Raw genomic sequence first — 16,625 nt, 5'->3', positions numbered from 1 at the left:
ACTAACCGTAGACGGAAGGACAACACCAAGTGATCAATCAGGTTTCTGCTGAGGCAGCGCACGTCGTGAACGAACTCCCTATTCCCCCCGTGGCATATGGATTGCTGGCCTTCACCGGCCTGATGGCGTTGCTGTTCGTGACCTTCGCCTTCCGGAGCATCGGCACGCGCCACTAGCGTGCCCATCGCGCCGCAGCGCATCGGTGTCCTCGGTGGCACCTTTGACCCCATCCATGACGGTCACGTCACGATGGCGTCAAAGGTGCGCACCGCGCTGGCGCTTGATGTGGTGTTGCTCGTCCCGACACATCGGCAACCATTCAAAGCTGAGGCCGTGACCGCATCCGATGACGACCGGGTCGCTATGTGCAGACTCGCTGCAGCTGAGCACGACTTCCTTGAAGTTTCGACCGTCGATGTTGAACGCGGCGGTACCACGTACACCGTTGACACCCTGACGGACCTCGCCCGTGACTTCCCTGATGCGCAACTCTTCTTTATCGCAGGCGCGGATGCGCTGTCGCGGCTAGGGGAGTGGAAAGACTCTGCGAAGTTGTGCACATTGGCGACATTTGTGGGAGTGGCTCGGCCCGGTCATTCGTTGGCACAGTTGGATAGCCCACACTCCGTGGTTGAAATACCAGCCATGGCGGTATCCTCGACAGATGTCAGGCGCAAGGTTCACGAGGGGGACTCGGTGAAGTCACTCGTGCCGGATGTTGTCGCGGATTACATCGGGGAGCACAACCTGTACGCAGGAGGATTGGATGAATGACCAGGAGCGCAAGCCCTCACGTCGTGAGCGTCGCGCGCAGGAGCAGCGGGAGGCACAACGCCTCGATGACACCGCGCCCCTAGAGCCTGGCCTTGATACTGAGGGTTTTCCGACCCACAGTCCCGACGGTCGTCCTCTATCGCGCAAGGAGCGCCGCCGCATTGACCGCGTGACGCATCCGGTAGAGACGTGGACCGCAGAAGAGGAAATGATCGCCACTGGGCAAATCCCGGCGATGACTCCTGAGCGGATCGCAGAACAGGAAACGTTGGCACGGCGCAAGGCTGAGGAAGCTCAGCGCGAAGCGCTCACTGCCTCCGAGGAACTGGCACAACTCGCCCGGCCCACGCAAGCAGCTCCTGCAGCGACGCCCTCTCCGGCCGAGGAAGCGCCGCGCCGCGAGACCCTCATCCCCGAGTCACATGACCACACTGCGCAGAACCAAACTACGCAGGACCACACTGTGCAGGACCAAGTTACTGCAGCACCGTCCCCGACCCAGCCGGCTGCTCCCTCGGAAGGCTGGCCTGTTCCCGCGGCGAGTTCGCAGCCCGAAACTCAAGCATCGCCGCCCAGTACTGAAGTTTCGCAGCCCAACACCGTGGCGTCGCAGCCCGGTACTGGTGCGCAATCTCCATGGTCCGTGGCACAGCCGCCGTCGTCGCGGTCAGCATCGCAGGCACCAGTGTCGGAGTCCCCAGTACCGCAGGCCCCGGCGCCCGCTGAGCCTGAGAGGCCGCTGGGCATGCCTGCTGGTATGACACCGCAGATGTTCGACATGCTCTTCCCGCCGGGTTCGGCCCAGCGCACCCTCATGGAGAAGGAAGCTGCGGAGTCGGGCGCGGACGCTTCCCACACCTCAGCGGTATCGCCGCCATCCGGTTCGGCCCCCAGCGCTCCTCGGACATCGGTATCGGCATCGGCCCCCGGACCGAGTGCCGCGTCGACTGCAGCGCCTGCACAGAGCGCGCCCTCAGTATCTGCCCCCGAATCACGTTCCGGCGCCGAGTTCCCCGCCGCCGAGGAACCCGCCCATCAGTGGGGTGCGGGTGGCTACACAGCCCCGTTCGCGGCATCGGCCCCTGGAGCGACCTCTCCTGACGAGCCATCGTTGGCACCCTGGGTCCCCGCCAACCAGGACGAGCATGGGGATTCTGCGACCCCGCAGTGGTCATTTGCCAGCGACGATGCACACGACGTGCCCCACCGCGGCGTGAATGAAGACGCGGCAGTGACGCCAAACTTCGACACTTTTGCCGAAGAGGACACCGACGCGGATGCGGCAGTCGATCCCGCAGGCTATGTGGCCAGCGATGATTCCGCAGTGTTCCCGGGCAGCGCGTCCGGTACTCCGGCCTCCACGTCCGCCCCTGCGGATTCAGCGTCGCAGTGGGACAGCCATCCCCTGATGACTGCGCAAACGCCCGCCGCAGCCGGCGACCTTGACGTGGACGAGGATGAAGTGGACAGCAAACAGCTTCCGCGCCCGGACCTCAGCCGTGTGAGCACGTCAACGTTCTCGCCCACCACCATGGTTGAACCGGTTCCCACGGGTAATTTTCAGATTCCGGAACGGGAGAAGCCTGATCTTCACCCGGCTGGAGGACGCCACCACTTTGGGTGGGCGCAGTTGGCCGTGATGGGCGCCGTGGCATTTGTGCTGGGTGTCATCGTATGGAATGTGATGAAGGGTAGTTGAGTGACCGCAACAGACCGTGCAATAGAACTCACTCGTGAAGCAACCCGAGCTGCTGAAGACAAGCTGGCAAGCAACATCGTTGCGCTCGACGTGACGGGCACCATGCCATTGACTGATGTGTTCTTGATTGCGTCGGCCTCGAACGAGCGACAGGTTGTCGCGATCGCAGAGGGCATTGAGGAAGCGATGCACAGCCAAGGAGTCAAGGCGATTGGGCGAGAGGGGCACCGTGAAGGACGGTGGATCTTGCTGAACTTCAACGACGTCGTCGTCCACGTCATGCACGACGAAGATCGTGCGTTCTACGACCTCGAGCGTCTTTACAAGGACTGCCCGGTCGTCGCAACCGTCTAGGGGCCATAGGCGCGTCCGCCGAGGAGGGATCGATGCAGGTCTACGTGATTCGGCACGGCCAAACGGAGTGGAACGCCCTGGGTTTACTACAAGGCGCCTCGGAAGTTCCGCTTGCGCCGGAGGGACTACGTCAAGCTGAGGCCACCGCAGAGGCGATGGCTACGCTAGTGGGGCCGGATGTCACTGTGGTGAGTTCTCCGCTCTCACGCGCCAACGAGACCGCGCAGGCGCTCGCACGCCGTGTGGGTGTCGAGGTTGCCGTGGATGACCGTTTGCGCGAGCGGGCATACGGTGTGTGGGAAGGAATCACGCCACAAGAGCGGGCCTCGAAGTGGCCCGCGGAGCTTGAGGCGTGGCACACCCACGGCGAGCCGAACATCCCCGGTTTTGAGTCGCACAACCTGGTGCGCCAACGCATGATTGCTGCGCTCGAAGACTGGGCCGATGCGGTGCGAGAGCAGAACACGCGCGGCGCAGACGCTGACGGAACACTTGCAGTCTTCACCCACGGCAGCGCCTCCCGAGTGGGGCTGCAGGGGATCCTTGGGATTCCACTGAGCCACCGCACGCTCGGCAATCTAGGCAATGCCGCGTGGAGCCGATTGACGCGCCGTGAGCGCGGTGACTGGACACTCGAAAGGCACCACCTGACCGTGGAAACGGTGGTGACGACGTGAGCTCGCTCGTCCTATGGCGGCACAGCGCTACGGGCTTCAACAGGGAACGCCGTCTCCAGGGCTCACTTGATGTGCCACTAGGTGACGAGGGACGAGCCCAAGCGCGGGATGCGGCGCGGCTCCTTGTCGACCAATACGGTACTGATGTGGACATCGTCTCCTCTCCACTTCAGCGCGCTGTGTCGTCGGCACGCGAACTCGCCGCTCTGACACAGCAGGACCTCACGGTGGACCAGGCCTTCACCCAGCGCTCTTACGGGGAATGGGAGGGCCTGACGCACGATGAGGTAGCGGCGGGTTGGCCGGAGCAGTACGCGGCGCGGCAACGAGGAGAGGACCCAGCTATTGAAGGCTGGGGTCTGGCCGCAGATGTTTCTGCGCGCGTGAAGCGCGGCCTTGAGGAACTGGCAGATCGGTCCAGAACTGTTGTGGTGGTCAGCCACGGCTCAGCTATCCAGTTAGGGCTGTTTGGGCTGCTGGAATTGCCGCTTCAGTCGCGGATCCTCGGCAGGCTTCCGCACGCCGCATGGTCTGAAGTCATGAGGGTCGAGTCGGGTGCTTGGCACCTCGTGGCGCACGGTCGCGGAGCCGTGTAGCGGATTAGGCATATATCTCGATCTGGGCTAATATTGCATTCGCCCTTAGGGGCACCTGATCATTGTGATCATGGGGCTGTGGCGCAGCTGGTAGCGCACCTGCATGGCATGCAGGGGGTCAGGGGTTCGAGTCCCCTCAGCTCCACGATGTGTTGAGACAGCATCAAGAAAGCCGCCCTTCGGGGCGGCTTTCGCTGTTTCTGGAGCGTTTTTGGAGCCTGCGTCTTGAGGCATTTGTCTAGAGTCGCCGTGGTGCTACAAAGGCCGTGATGCTACAGGCGACGTGGTGCCGTGATGTACCGGCAGCGCGGACCTACTGTCGCGCGACCATCGCCTCGATCCACTCCGGCGCATAGGGCGAGGTGCAGTTCGGGGGAGTGGGGTAGTCCTTGAGGACCTCCAGCGACTCGCCGATGGCAACGGCACGTTCGCGATGCTCAGGGTGATGAATGCCGATGTAGGCGAGCGTATTGTTCATCTCCCACTGCAAGGGCTCGGCCGCGCCAGCCAACTCTCGCTCAATGATGTCCAGCAGCGTGTCGAGGTCCAGCCCTTGAGCGTCCTTGCGTACGCGGAGTGCTGTCAGGGCCCACCCTGCAGCGGCAACATGGGCGTCGTCATCGTCGACCCACTGCAGGCGCAATTCCTCGCGCTCGGGGCTCTTGGCTAGGACATAGTTCGTGAGCCAGTCACGCACCTTAGGGACTCGCGCATCCCGGAGCATCGCGTCGAGCTGCGCAGCGCTAAAGTCCTTGGGCTTACACACCAGCAACGCTACGAGGCGCGATTCGGTGTTCTCGGTGTCCCAGAGTTCGCGTGCGAGGTCGTGGTTGGTCTTGACCTTTTTTGCGACTCCTCGCAGCTTGGTGAGATTGACCGAGTGGTCGTCGCCGTGGCGTTCATTGACGGCGAGGGTTTTGGGGTCGGAAAGCGCGGAGAGCTCGTGCTCGACCTCTGAGACAGACGTGAGCTGTGATGGCGTGTCAGAAGCCGGCATGGTTACCTTCCTTGGTCGGTCGTGATGATGTCTTCAATGCGATCGGCGTCGTCAACATCGAGAACAAAGTCGTGGCGGCGCTCGTTGGCGTCGCGCAGCGTGAGTGTCACGCCGGTCTCCGTGTCCCGGCGATTCATCACCCGGACTATCCTTGATCGGCGGTTCATGCCCCACAGCCAGTAGACGATTCCGGCGGGCACGAGCAGGAGGACACCCCAAATGATCGAGGCAAGCGCGGTGTTCTGGATGTTGTCGGTCGTGACGACTTCGCGGTAGGTGTTGATGGCGACAAAGATGATCAGCACGGGTGGCACCCACGCAGCCCACTTGTTGCCTGTCTGGTAGACGCTCACCTTGGTGTCGGAGACGGCCAACTGCCACCGGCGATCCCGGAGGTCTTTGGTGCTCACGCGTCGCCCTCGTTGGCCAGCGCGGCAGCGATATCCTGTGCGATTTGCTCAGGCTCGGTGTTGGAGCCGTAGCGGGAAATCACGTGCCCATCACGCCCCACGAGGAACTTGGTGAAGTTCCACTTAATGGCTGATCCCAGCATTCCGCCGGCCTCGGACTTGAGCCATGTGAACAGCGGGTCTGCATGCTTGCCGTTGACGTCGATCTTGGCAAACATCGGGAACGTGACCCCATAGTTCGCTTGGCAAAACTCACCGATCTCCTCGGCTTCTCCCGGTTCTTGGGAACCAAACTGGTTGCACGGGAACCCGAGCACAGTGAAGCCGTCCTTGGAATAGCGCTGGTAAAGCTCTTCCAGCCCCGCGAACTGTGGCGTGAACCCACATTTGGAGGCGGTGTTCACCACAAGAACTACTTGTCCAGCGTAATCGTTGAGGGAGCGGTCCTCGCCGGTGAGTGTAGTGGCGGTGAAGTCTGTGATCGTCGACATGGTTCTATCGTCGCACAGCGTTCTGGACTCGCAGGTTTAGAGTGGCGGGTATGCGTATTGCGGCAATTGGTGACAGTTTTACTGAAGGTGTAGGGGACGAGGTCGACGGCGGAGGGGTCCGCGGATGGGCCGATGTGCTCGCCGCGGGACTGGCAATTGGCCTCGACGAGCCCGTGGACTATGTCAACGTCGCGATTCGGGGGCGTCTTATTGAACCCATCGTGAACGAGCAACTCGAAGCCGTACTAGCGCTCGACCCTCCACCTACGCATCTCACATTCAACGGCGGTGGCAACGACATGATGCGCCCCGGCTTTGGTGCGGATCGAGCCGTGGAGTACGCGAAGCGAGTCATCGACCGTTGTGCCGAAGAAGGGGTGCAACTGGTGCTGCTGACCGGCGGAGACCCTACGGAGCGGCTCCCAGGAGGAGCCACCATGCGCCGACGAGGAGCGGAGCTGATGGAGGCCATGCTCCCGGTGGTGGAGGAGCACCCTGAGATCATCTTTGTTGACAACTGGAGTGACGCGGAACTGCGCCGACCACCATATTGGTCAAAGGACCGCCTCCACCTCAACACGTTGGGCCATTCGCGCATCGCAGCGCGAGTCCTCACTGCGATGGGCGTCGAGACTGACCTGCCCACCGCAGACGATGAGCTCGTGATCCCTACGGGAGCACGAGTCGAGGCCCAGTACTACGCGACCTACGTGCTGCCATGGCTTGGGCGGCGTATTCTCCGCAAGTCCTCAGGTGACGGCCGTGCCGCCAAGTATCCCGAATGGACCAGGATGTCACCGGCCTAGGGCCGGCTCCGAGGGTGCGCTGTCCGGCATCGGCTCTTCTTCCGCCGCCACTGGCTTGCGGATCATGGTTGCCAGGCCAATGCCCACCGTCGCAATGATGGCGCCCACCATGAACGACGCTCGGATGCCCGACGCCTGCGCGGAGACAAGTGACGCCCCATCGCTCTCTGCGGTGATGGTGACGGCCGTCATCGTTGCAACGAACAGCGCGGTGCCTGCCGCGGCTGCCACCTGCTGAACAGTCGACACAATCGCGGAGCCATGCGAGTAGAACCTGCGTGGCAAGGACCCAAGGGACGCCGTGAACAACGGCGTAAACACTAGAGCCAGGCCGATGCTGAGGGTCACGTGGACCACGAGCACCACCCACCACGGAGTGGCCTCGTGCAGAAGGAAAGCAGCCGCCCACAGGGCGAGCGACACCAGAGTCATTCCGGGGATCAGCAGGGCGCGCGGACCAATGCGGTCGTACGCACGGCCCACCGGCGTGGCCAACAGGCCCATCGTGAGACCTCCGGGGAGGAGGATCAGCCCAGCTTGAAGCACTGTCAGCCCCAAGACATCCTGAGTGTAGAGCGGGAGCAAGATGATGGTGCCGAACAGTGACGTCATGCACACGACAAAGAGCGCCACGGAGACCGCAAACGTGCGTGAACGGAACGTCCGCAGATCCAGCAGTGCCTTGTCGTCGCGTTGCAAAACTATCTGGCGGCGAACGAAGATGGCGAGAACTGCGGCGCCAAGGAGTGTGAAGCCCAGAGCAGAGACTATGTTGCCCTCAGCCGACTCACCGATGCGGCTTAGTCCATACACGAGCGATCCGAAGCCCACGGCGGACAGACCCACCGAGAGGATATCCAGTGGGGTCTTCTTGGGCTCATTGGTGCTGCGCATGTGGAGGATGCCGAAGATCAGCACCGTGATCGCAACAGGAAGCACGGCAACGTAGAGGAATCGCCACGACGCGACTGCGAGGATCATGCCTGAGATGGTGGGGCCGATGGCGGGGGCGACGGAGATCACCATGCCGATGGTGCCCATACGGCGGCCACGCTCATGCTCGGGGACCAGTGAGATGACGGTGGTCATCAGCAGCGGGAGCATGACAGCAGTTCCACAGGCCTGGATGACGCGGGCGATCAGCAGCACCTCAAAACCGGGGGCGACTGCGGCCAAAGCTGTTCCGAGCACAAACACCGACATCGCGATGATGTAGAGCGGGCGCGTGGGGAACCGAGTCAACAGGTAGCCCGTGATCGGGATGACCACGGCCATTGTCAGGAGGAACGCCGTCGTGAGCCACTGTGCGTCGATCGCGGTGATGCCCAGGTCTTCCATCAGGTGCGGGATTGCCACGCCCATGATGGTTTCGTTCAGGATCACCGTAAAAGCGGAGATGATGAGAATGCGAATCACGAGGTTATTGCGTGCTGTGGTGGCCTCAAGGGTGGTGGCCGCAGCGGCGCGCTCAGAAGGAGCAGACATAGCCGGGGAATGCCTTTCTGGCCAATGCGAGGGTGCGGCTGTGGCTACACGGACGGCGCGCATCGGCGGGGAACAAGTCCCTATTGTTGCACTAGTGAAGCAATGCGGGAAGGCCTGAGACCCAAGACGTGGGTCAGATGAGTCCCAAGGTTTCGAAGGCAGCGACGAGTCCGTGTTCCTCGGGTGGTGCCGCAATGATGTCTGCTAGCTCGGTCAGTGCCGGGATGGCGGTTGAAATGACGATGGACTTGCCCGCCTCACGCAGGAGTTCCAGATCGTTGGGGCCATCGCCGGCGGCGACCACACGGGAGTGCGGAACGTCGAGAGCTTGTCGTGCGATCTCCATACCCACGGCCTTGGTGATGTGAGACAGGTAGATCTCGCCCGTGCGCTCACCAAGAGCTTCGTTTGATCCCGCGACGACGGACACCTCCGGGCCAACCTTGTCGAGCACATTTTGGACCGGTCCGCCGCCGTCGATCACAAAAACCTTGGAGAACGAGCGGCTCGCACGCTCGTCAGTCACCACGAGGGCTGAGTGAAGCACATCGAATGCCTTGCGCCGCTCGGGAGCAGCGTCGGCGTCGGGAGCCTTAGCGCGCATGTTGGCGTCGACCTCGGGAGCGCCGTACATGCTCTCAGGAGCCTCGAGCGCGTACAGGGCGCCCTGCGCATCGAGCGCCTCCACAGTCCGCCGCGCGACATCCGCAGGAAAACGGACATCCGCGAGGACGGTGCCCCGTACCTCGACATGAGCGCCCGCCGAGGTCACGAGGCCGTCGAACCCGGCCTCATGGAGGTGCGGCGAGACTGCACACACAGGTCGGCCCGTGCAGAGCAGGACCGCGTGGCCGTTGGCTCGCGCTCTCCGGACGGCATCGACATGAGCCGCCGGCACTACTCCGTGTGCGGCGTAGGTACCATCGACATCGAGGAACACGGCGTGCGGTGCAAGGCTGGGGGAAGTCACCCGCACCACTCTATCTTTGGCGATGTCGCTTGAAGGACGGCGCTGCCTCGGGTGCAACGTCACTTGGGGTGCAACGTCACTGAGGGTGCAACGTCGCTGAGGGTGCAACGTCGCTTAGGGTACGAGCGTGGCTACTTCTTCGATACAGACGTTGGGAATCCTTGGTGCCGGACGCATCGGCCGGGCTATCCGTGACTTGGCGACAGCAGCGGGCCTGGACGTCGCGATGGTGGGATCGAAAGGCGACGTCGCCCCGGTGCTCACGGCCGATGCCGTCGTGCTCGCCGTCCCGCTCGGCCAGTACCGGAATCTTCCCCGCCTTGAGGGCGCCCTGGTGATCGACGCAATGAACTACTGGTGGGAACTCGATGGGCACCTCGCGCAGTTCGAAGACCCCACGACGAGCTCATCGGAAGTCGTGGCACGTGAACTGACCGGGGCACGTGTGGTGAAGGCTCTGAACCACCTGAGCGGGTACGCGCTCGAAGAGCTGGCGCGCTCCCCGGGCGATGAGGAGCGGATCGCGGTTGCCGTGGCGGGGGACAACGACGCCGATATCGAGACGGTGAGTGCCCTGGTGGACCGGATCGGCTTCGACCCCGTCGTGGCAGGAGATCTGAGTGCCGGGGTGAAGTTCGAACCGCTGACGGAAGCGTTTGGCGCGGATGCGGACTCCGCAGAATTGATCGCAATCCTCGCGAGATTCTGGGACTCTCAGCGCGGGCGCGTCGTCGGCCGTGCCCGGAACTGAGCCGTCCTCCAGGTTTCTCCGTGGAGCTAGTGGCCCTCAGGCCACTCCACGGTCACCCCGTGCGTGCCTTCTCGTCGAATGAAGCGCGAAAGATAGCTGCATTCCGGGCGCACCGTGGCATCGAGTTTCGCAAGATTCTCCAGGGCGCCCTCAGCGAGTTCGCGCGCTGCGCCCGTGCCGTGCAGCCCGGGTTCCACCTCAGTGTGTGTCAGCACCGTGACGGCACCATCCTGGCGAAACTCGATGAAGCCGGCGAGTTCGCCATCGGACAGGTATTCGTAACGCGATGCGGCATCGTTCCGTGCCACCACCGTCGTGTGCTCCTGAGTCATGCATCCCCTTCCACCAGATGGTGTGTCTTTGAGGCTAACGGGCACCGCCGTGAAGTTGCACCCACTGCAACACACTTGTGACCTAGTCTTCATACATCTGAGTCTGCGCACTCACCGAGTGTTCGCTAGGTCAGCATCTATCACTCAGTGGAGTGAGCCCGAGGGAGTGAACCCCCGGCCGCGAGGCGCATCATCTCGGAACTGAAATCCACTGCTGATTCCACGGCTCCCGCGGACCCAAACTCATGGCTGTACGAATCCCAGGTGTCACCCCTCACAGCGCTAGCAAAGCCCGCCTCCATGAGGGTGACGAGCTCTTGCGCAGCGCGATCGATGCGCGCCGCGAGTGCGGCGTCGTTCATGTCCTCTGGCGCAGCGAACACGCCCGTCGGTACCGGCAATGCGCGCATGTATGCGAACAGCGAACGGACTTCCTGATCGACGACGAGCGCGTGGCGTGAAGTCCCAGCCGTCGCCGCCAGAACCATGGGCTTGCCGATGATGAGGTCGTTGTCGAGCACTTGGAAGAACCCTGTGAACGCCGCTGAGGCTGAGGCTTTGTAGACGGGAGTTGCTGCAATGATCCCGTCCGCCTGCGCAAGTGCCTTGATGGCGCGGGTGAATCCCGGGCCCATGAACTGGCTGGAGAGAGCCTGCGGAAGTTCCGGCAGGAGTTCACGAACATCGATGACGTCCACTGAGACTCGATGGCCGTGGGCCTCAGCCTTGGTGGTGACCCGTTGCACGGTGCGATCTGCCAGCATGCGAGTCGACGAGGGGTTGGAGGCGCCGGCCGAGACAACGACCAGTCGGAGGGTGTCGTGCGTCATTTTTCCTCCTGAGCATGAGTAATGAGTTTGAGATGTAGGGCTTCTAGCGTGGCGATCTCGTCGTCACTCAATGCGCCCGACATCGCTTGTGCCACGGCGGTGCCGTGAGACTTTCCGACGGAGCGTTGGAGCGCTTCCCCCTGCGGTGTGAGCGATAGATGGGAGGCGCGGGCATCGGCTGGGTCTGCACAACGGCTCACCAGACCGCGCGTGACGAGACGTTCGACCATGCGCGACAGAGCCGGTTGGCTGAGCAACACCGATCGGCTGAGGTCATTCAGGCGCATCGGCCCTGTGGTCGTTGCTGAACGCGCGTTCTTGGCCAGTGTGTAGAGGACGTCATATTCCCGTGGCGACAAGCCCTCCCATACGTCTTGTTCGCCAAAAATGCGCATCCATATGGCGTGCGAGGTCATCGTGGCCTCCCACGCGGCAATGGCGCGTGTGGTGCTGGATCGGGTGGCAGTCATCGGGCTCTCACAGTTCCGGGTAGACGGTGTGCTTGCCGTCAGAGTCCTGGTAGGGAGAGTCGCCAGTGACGTTGTCTCCACGGTTGGCGTTGGGTCGTGGCTGGCGGGGCTCCGCGTCGCCGTACTTGGCCTTCACGAGGCTCGCGTGAGTGGGGGCGTCGGGTGCTGCGGGGTCGCGGCGCTCGGCCATCTCCTTGCGCAGTGTGGGAACAACCTCGCCTCCCAGCAGCTCGAGCTGGTCCAACACCATTTCGATTGGCAGACCCGCATGATCGACGAGGAACAGCTGGCGTTGGTAGTCGCCTACGTAGTCGCGGTAGCCAAGGACCTTGTCGATGACCTCTTGCGGCGAACCTACGGCGAGCGGTGTCTGAGTGGAGAAGTCCTCAAGCGATGGTCCATGCCCGTACACAGGTGCCTCGTTGAAGTACGGCTGGAAATTGCGCCGAGCCTCTTGCGTGGTCTTGCCGATGAAGGTTTGGCCTCCGAGTCCGACGATGGCTTCCTGGGCTGTGCCGTGACCGTAGTGTTCGAAGCGCTGGCGGTAGAACTGCACCATGCGCTGGGTGTGTTCCTTGGGCCAGAAAATGTGGTTGGCAAAGAAGCCGTTGCCATAGAACGCGGCCTGCTCCGCGATCTCTGGAGTGCGAATCGAGCCGTGCCATACAAAAGGCGGAACGTCATCGAGCGGACGCGGCGTGGACGTGAAGCCCTGGAGCGGTCCGCGGAAGTTACCCTCCCAGTCGACGACATCCTCGCGCCACAGGCGGTGGAGGAGGTTGTAGTTCTCCAGCGCTAGCGGGAGCCCTTGGCGAATGTCCTGCCCGAACCATGGGTAGACCGGGGCTGTGTTGCCGCGGCCCAGCATGAGGTCCATGCGTCCCTTGGAGAGGTGCTGGAGCATGGCGTACTCCTCAGCAATACGCACCGGGTCGTTGGTGGTGATGAGAGTGGTGGACGTCGTGACAGTGAGGTGCTGGGTCTGCGCAGCGACGTGGGCGAGGAAAGTGGTGGGGGAGGATGAGAAGAAGGGTGGGTTGTGGTGCTCGCCGATGGCAAACACGTCGAGTCCGACCTCTTCTGCTTTGAGGGCGATGCGCGTGAGGTTGTTAATGCGTTCCGCTTCTGACGGGGTGTAGTCGTTGACGGGATCGCGAGTGATGTCCGAGACGGACATGATGCCAAACTGCATGGCGGCCTCCTGGGGCTGTCATTGAGCGGGACGTGTTGCGGGGCTGAGCACCCTGCACTCGTCTTATTGTATGCGTATGCATGTAATAACGTCCGCGCACGCGATTCATTCCCTCCCCGTGACAGTACGAACCGGAGCAGAACGGGACACGCCGTGCAGACGGCCGATGCTGGGCTCACCCTGGGCGTGTTGACCTCACCTTTGGTTCGTACTGAGCGGGAGCAGGGGGGAGGGAGGGCCGGGTTGGTGGTGGCGGGTGGTGTGCGCGCCATCGGCCAAGAGATCAGGAAGCGACGGTGTCGGAATCCTTGCGAGGGGCCATCGTGCCTGCGAGCAGGATGATGAGGACGCCGAACATCGGCACGAGTGCCAGACCCACACGGAGGCTTGTCGCATCGGCGATTGCTCCGACGAGGGGCGGCGAGAACAGGAAAGCCAGCCGCAGCAGCCACGACAAAATTGTGAGGCCCGTGCCAGAACGCAGGCCGGGAAGTTCATCGGCGGCATGCATCGCCCCTGGAATGAGCGTGGCCACTCCAAAGCCTGCGACACCAAAGCCGACGATAGTGCCCCACTCTGTGGGGAACGCGAGCGCCGAGCCCATTCCTACGGCGACCATCGCTCCGCCCCACCGCGCGATAGTGCGCTGACCCCAGCGATCAACCATGCGGTCACCAAGAAGGCGCCCAACGAACTGGCTGCCCTGCATGGCGACAAACGCCAACGCTGCGACACCGGCCGCTGCTCCGACTTCATCGCGCATGTAACTGGCTGACCATGTGGATGCGGCGTCCTCCACCCATCCACCGCCGATCGCGATGACGGTGAGCGCTAACAGGATTCCCCAGATGCGCAGCGGGATGGCGCGTAGCGGAGTGTGCTGGGGAACAGCGGCCTCGGTGGCTCCCTCCTCGGCGGAGCTTCGTGGTTCGGGACCGGGCAGCAACATGGGGTACGCCGCTACGTTGACGCCCACCACCACGACCGCTTGGATGCCGAACTGCAGTGGAACACTGACGCCGGTGCCTGCACATGCCGCGCCGATGAGGCCTCCCGTCACGGCGCCCGCGCTCCACAGTGCGTGAAAGGAGTTGAAGATCGATCGCCCGTAGCGGCGCTGGACTCTCAGACCATGTGCGTTTTGGGCAACGTCAACAATGGCATCCGTTGCGCCTACCAAGAAGAGCGCGGCACCAAACAGCAATACGCCGTCGGCACTGCCCGCGACGAGCATGGCGAGCACGCTCACGACCATTCCGACGGTCGCCACACGCGAGGAGCGCAGACGGCGAATCAGTGGAGCGGCGGTGAGCCCAAGAAGCAGTGCACCCACAGGCCACATCGCCATCGCGACACCCAGGCCGCTGTACGTCAGGTCGAGTCCGTCGCGAATTTCGGGGACGCGGGGGGCAAAACCTCCCAGCACGATGCCGTTGGTGAAAAAGATCAAGGACACGCCAAGGCGAGCCCGGCGCAGGTCGCGCGACACCGCGCGCTGAGGGGACTGAGTCACAGGGTTAGTCTCCGACAATGGTGAACGGCGCGTCGAGTAGTGCGGCAAGACGCGACGAGGGGCCTACGAGGAGGGTGAATTCGCCGGGCTCGACAATGCGGACGCCGTGCGCATTGACGATGGAACATGCCGATGCCGGAACCTCAAGCGACACGGAGGCCGTGGCGCCCGGCTCAAGGTCTACATGGGTGAACGCCTTCAACTCACGGTCAGCCCACGTTGCCGACGTGACGTTGTCGCGAACATAGGCCTGTACCGTCTCGCGCACCGGACGGGCCCCAGTGTTCGACACCGTGATGGTGGCGCGCACCACGCCATTCGCGGGCACCGTGCGGCTCTCAATGGATAGGTCGCTGTACTCGACCGTCGAGTACGTCAGGCCATCGCCAAAGACCCACTGCGGCTCCTGAGTGAGATCCGCGTACCGATCACCGTGCTGAGCGTTGATCTGGTTGTAGAACGTGGGTTGCTGACCCACGTGGCGAGGCCACGAGATCGGCAAGCGACCCGAGGGTTCGATCACGCCATACATCAGTTCAGCAACAGCCTGGCCGCCCGGCATGCCAGGGTTGCCCGCCCAGATCACCGCCGCTGCGCGTTCAACGCAGGCAGGCAGAACGTGAGGCTTCGAGGCCAGTACCACCACGATGACTGGAGTGCCAGAGTCAACGAGTGCCTCAATGAGTGCGTTCTGGCCACCCAACAGCTCCAGCGTGGCCGTGGAGCGTCCTTCGCCAATGAGTTCAATGCGGTCACCCACGACCGCCACCACAGCATCGGCGCTCTGTGCGGCCTGGACTGCCTCGGCAATCTGGTCCGCATCGGGATCAACTGGGACCGCAACGTGGGGGCGTGGCTGGCCATCGGCAAAGAAAGCACCGCGTGGGTCGGGGCCAGTCGTGATGATGTCAGCGCCACGGGCGTAGCGAACGTCCGAGCCGGCAGGTGCCACTGCTCGGACGCCATCGAGCACTGTGGTGATCATGTCGCGTGGCTGGCCGTGCGGAAGCCAGTCCGCCTGACCGGAGGAGCCTGCCCAGTCACCCAACTGCGTTTGCGCATCGTCCGCATTCGGACCCACGACAGCGATGGTGGTGGGGCGCTCGCGATCGAGCGGAAGGACGCCGTCGTTTTGGAGAAGTACGAGCGAGCGGCGCGATGCTTCAAGGCCGAGATCCCGGTGGCTGGGCTGTGCAATGACCTCCCGTTGCCGCTCTGGATTGGGGAGTCGCGGATCCTCGAACAGGCCCAGGTCGAACTTGAGTGTGAGAATTCGCGCGACTGCCTCATCAATGCGCGCCTCGCTCAGCAGCCCCTGGCGCACCGCTTCCTGTGCGCCCTCAAAGAAGGCTGGAGTTGTCATGATCATGTCGTTGCCGGCGTTGACTGCCGCAGCTGACGCTTGGGCATAGTCAGGGAACAGTCGTTGCTCGCGCACCAGGTTTCCGACGTTGTCCCAATCGGTGATGAGCGTGCCCCGGTAGCCCCACTCACCACGGAGAACATCGTTGAGCAACCAGTCGTTGATGGTGATGGGGACGCCGTCGGTCGCTTGGTATCCGAGCATGAACGTCGCGGAACCCGCCTTGGCGACACGTTCAAACGCTGGCAAGTACCAGGAGCGCAGCTTGCGCGGGGAGATGTCCGCTTCTGAAGCATCGCGGCCGCCCTGAGTTTCGGAGTATCCGGCGAAGTGCTTTGAGGTCGCGAGGATAGCGTCAGGATCGTTCAGCCCATTGCCTTGGTAGCCCTCCACCATGGCGGCACCAAGTTCTCCCAGGAGGTAGGGGTCTTCGCCGAAGGTCTCGGATACGCGCCCCCAGCGCAGGTCTCGAGCGATACACAAGACGGGGGAGAAGGTCCAGTGGATTCCGGTCGCAGCTACCTCAACTGCGGTGGCGCGTGCCACCCGACGCAGCAGGTCGGGGTCGAAGGATGCTGCGAGGGCGAGCTGGGTCGGATAGATCTCTGCGCCTTCCCAGAACGAGTGGCCGTGGATGCAGTCCTCTCCGACGAGCAGCGGAATCCCTAGCCGGGTGTTCTTGACTAGTTCTGCGGCTTCGATCATGCGCTCTGGGGACGTATGCAGAATTGACCCGGCGTGGAAGTCCTCGATAATCGGGCGGACCCCGTCCGTTGCGGTCAACTGCATCATTTGACCGACCTTTTCAGGCAGTGTCATTCGGGCGATGAGGTCGGTCACGCGTTCGGCGGTGGGCCGGTGGGAGTCGAGGTAGGCTGCGGTGCTCACACGAATCCTTTCGATGAATGTGGTGGA

At 63.0% G+C, this 16,625-nt stretch carries 19 protein-coding genes and 1 tRNA gene; 9 read left to right on the top strand and 11 right to left on the bottom strand.

What is annotated here, in order from left to right:
• Positions 1 to 29 precede the first annotated feature (29 nt).
• From AOP79_RS11890 to AOP79_RS07810, 7 genes are all read left to right on the top strand, one after another.
• Positions 30 to 176: a hypothetical protein gene (locus AOP79_RS11890; RefSeq protein WP_162836187.1), complete on the top strand. Its 147-nt coding sequence runs from the start codon at positions 30 to 32 to the stop codon at positions 174 to 176.
• Position 177: 1 nt separating this feature from the next.
• Complete coding sequence (gene nadD / locus AOP79_RS07835; RefSeq protein ID WP_062072322.1) at positions 178 to 774, top strand: nicotinate-nucleotide adenylyltransferase; 597 nt, start codon at positions 178 to 180, stop codon at positions 772 to 774.
• Positions 767 to 2,473 (top strand): hypothetical protein, encoded by a 1,707-nt coding sequence (locus AOP79_RS07830; protein ID WP_062072319.1) that lies wholly within the window; start codon positions 767 to 769, stop codon positions 2,471 to 2,473. The genes nadD and AOP79_RS07830 overlap by 8 nt, the downstream gene beginning before the upstream one ends.
• Complete coding sequence (gene rsfS, locus AOP79_RS07825) at positions 2,474 to 2,827, top strand: ribosome silencing factor (protein ID WP_062072317.1); 354 nt, start codon at positions 2,474 to 2,476, stop codon at positions 2,825 to 2,827.
• A 32-nt stretch (positions 2,828 to 2,859) separates the two neighbouring features.
• Entirely contained in the window at positions 2,860 to 3,504 is a 645-nt protein-coding gene (locus AOP79_RS07820) for a histidine phosphatase family protein (RefSeq protein ID WP_062072315.1), read from the top strand.
• The gene (locus AOP79_RS07815; RefSeq protein ID WP_062072313.1) at positions 3,501 to 4,100 is read left to right on the top strand and encodes a histidine phosphatase family protein; all 600 of its coding nucleotides are present in this window, start codon (positions 3,501 to 3,503) and stop codon (positions 4,098 to 4,100) included. Before AOP79_RS07820 ends, AOP79_RS07815 begins: the two co-directional genes overlap by 4 nt.
• A gap of 72 nt (positions 4,101 to 4,172) precedes the next feature.
• Positions 4,173 to 4,245, top strand: a tRNA-Ala gene (locus tag AOP79_RS07810).
• Between the two features lie 168 nt (positions 4,246 to 4,413).
• On the opposite strand, the gene AOP79_RS07805 is transcribed toward AOP79_RS07810, so the two are convergent.
• Genes AOP79_RS07805 through AOP79_RS07795 form a run of 3 tightly spaced genes read right to left on the bottom strand, consistent with a single transcriptional unit; the run spans position 4,414 to position 5,998 of the window.
• On the bottom strand, positions 4,414 to 5,097 hold the full coding sequence (locus AOP79_RS07805) for a DNA alkylation repair protein (RefSeq protein ID WP_062072311.1): 684 nt from the start codon (positions 5,095 to 5,097) through the stop codon (positions 4,414 to 4,416).
• Between the two features lie 2 nt (positions 5,098 to 5,099).
• Positions 5,100 to 5,507, bottom strand: a complete 408-nt coding sequence (locus AOP79_RS07800) for a hypothetical protein (RefSeq protein WP_062072309.1) — start codon at positions 5,505 to 5,507, stop codon at positions 5,100 to 5,102.
• A complete protein-coding gene (locus AOP79_RS07795) occupies positions 5,504 to 5,998 on the bottom strand; it encodes a glutathione peroxidase (protein WP_062072307.1) in 495 nt (164 codons plus the stop codon). The genes AOP79_RS07800 and AOP79_RS07795 overlap by 4 nt, the downstream gene beginning before the upstream one ends.
• Before the next feature lie 50 nt (positions 5,999 to 6,048).
• Between AOP79_RS07795 and AOP79_RS07790 the strand changes: the two genes are divergently transcribed.
• Complete coding sequence (locus AOP79_RS07790) at positions 6,049 to 6,804, top strand: SGNH/GDSL hydrolase family protein (protein ID WP_062072305.1); 756 nt, start codon at positions 6,049 to 6,051, stop codon at positions 6,802 to 6,804.
• On the opposite strand, the gene AOP79_RS07785 is transcribed toward AOP79_RS07790, so the two are convergent.
• Positions 6,793 to 8,289 (bottom strand): MDR family MFS transporter, encoded by a 1,497-nt coding sequence (locus tag AOP79_RS07785; RefSeq protein ID WP_062072304.1) that lies wholly within the window; start codon positions 8,287 to 8,289, stop codon positions 6,793 to 6,795. The genes AOP79_RS07790 and AOP79_RS07785 overlap by 12 nt on opposite strands.
• Before the next feature lie 133 nt (positions 8,290 to 8,422).
• Entirely contained in the window at positions 8,423 to 9,259 is an 837-nt protein-coding gene (locus AOP79_RS07780; RefSeq protein WP_062072303.1) for an HAD hydrolase family protein, read from the bottom strand.
• A gap of 127 nt (positions 9,260 to 9,386) precedes the next feature.
• Between AOP79_RS07780 and AOP79_RS07775 the strand changes: the two genes are divergently transcribed.
• Positions 9,387 to 10,010 (top strand): NADPH-dependent F420 reductase, encoded by a 624-nt coding sequence (locus AOP79_RS07775; RefSeq protein WP_201774446.1) that lies wholly within the window; start codon positions 9,387 to 9,389, stop codon positions 10,008 to 10,010.
• 26 nt (positions 10,011 to 10,036) lie between these two features.
• Here the strand turns inward: AOP79_RS07775 and AOP79_RS07770 are convergent, their stop codons facing one another.
• The 6 genes from AOP79_RS07770 to AOP79_RS07745 form a co-directional block, all read right to left on the bottom strand.
• Entirely contained in the window at positions 10,037 to 10,342 is a 306-nt protein-coding gene (locus AOP79_RS07770; RefSeq protein ID WP_062072300.1) for a GNAT family N-acetyltransferase, read from the bottom strand.
• Between the two features lie 140 nt (positions 10,343 to 10,482).
• On the bottom strand, positions 10,483 to 11,172 hold the full coding sequence (locus tag AOP79_RS07765) for a CE1759 family FMN reductase (RefSeq protein ID WP_062072298.1): 690 nt from the start codon (positions 11,170 to 11,172) through the stop codon (positions 10,483 to 10,485).
• Positions 11,169 to 11,642, bottom strand: coding sequence for a MarR family winged helix-turn-helix transcriptional regulator (locus AOP79_RS07760; protein ID WP_062072295.1), 474 nt, complete (start codon positions 11,640 to 11,642; stop codon positions 11,169 to 11,171). Before AOP79_RS07760 ends, AOP79_RS07765 begins: the two co-directional genes overlap by 4 nt.
• Positions 11,643 to 11,649: 7 nt before the next feature.
• Positions 11,650 to 12,834, bottom strand: coding sequence for a CE1758 family FMN-dependent luciferase-like monooxygenase (locus AOP79_RS07755; RefSeq protein WP_062072293.1), 1,185 nt, complete (start codon positions 12,832 to 12,834; stop codon positions 11,650 to 11,652).
• A 283-nt stretch (positions 12,835 to 13,117) separates the two neighbouring features.
• Complete coding sequence (locus tag AOP79_RS07750) at positions 13,118 to 14,347, bottom strand: MFS transporter (RefSeq protein ID WP_062072291.1); 1,230 nt, start codon at positions 14,345 to 14,347, stop codon at positions 13,118 to 13,120.
• Positions 14,348 to 14,351: 4 nt separating this feature from the next.
• The gene (locus AOP79_RS07745) at positions 14,352 to 16,598 is read right to left on the bottom strand and encodes a glycoside hydrolase family 3 N-terminal domain-containing protein (protein ID WP_062072288.1); all 2,247 of its coding nucleotides are present in this window, start codon (positions 16,596 to 16,598) and stop codon (positions 14,352 to 14,354) included.
• Between the last annotated feature and the right edge of the window lie 27 nt (positions 16,599 to 16,625).

Source organism: Demequina sediminicola (assembly GCF_000975055.1).
Lineage (GTDB): Bacteria > Actinomycetota > Actinomycetes > Actinomycetales > Demequinaceae > Demequina > Demequina sediminicola.
The sequence above is the reverse complement of the archived record's forward strand: the minus strand, read 5'-3'. Positions and strand labels throughout refer to the sequence as shown.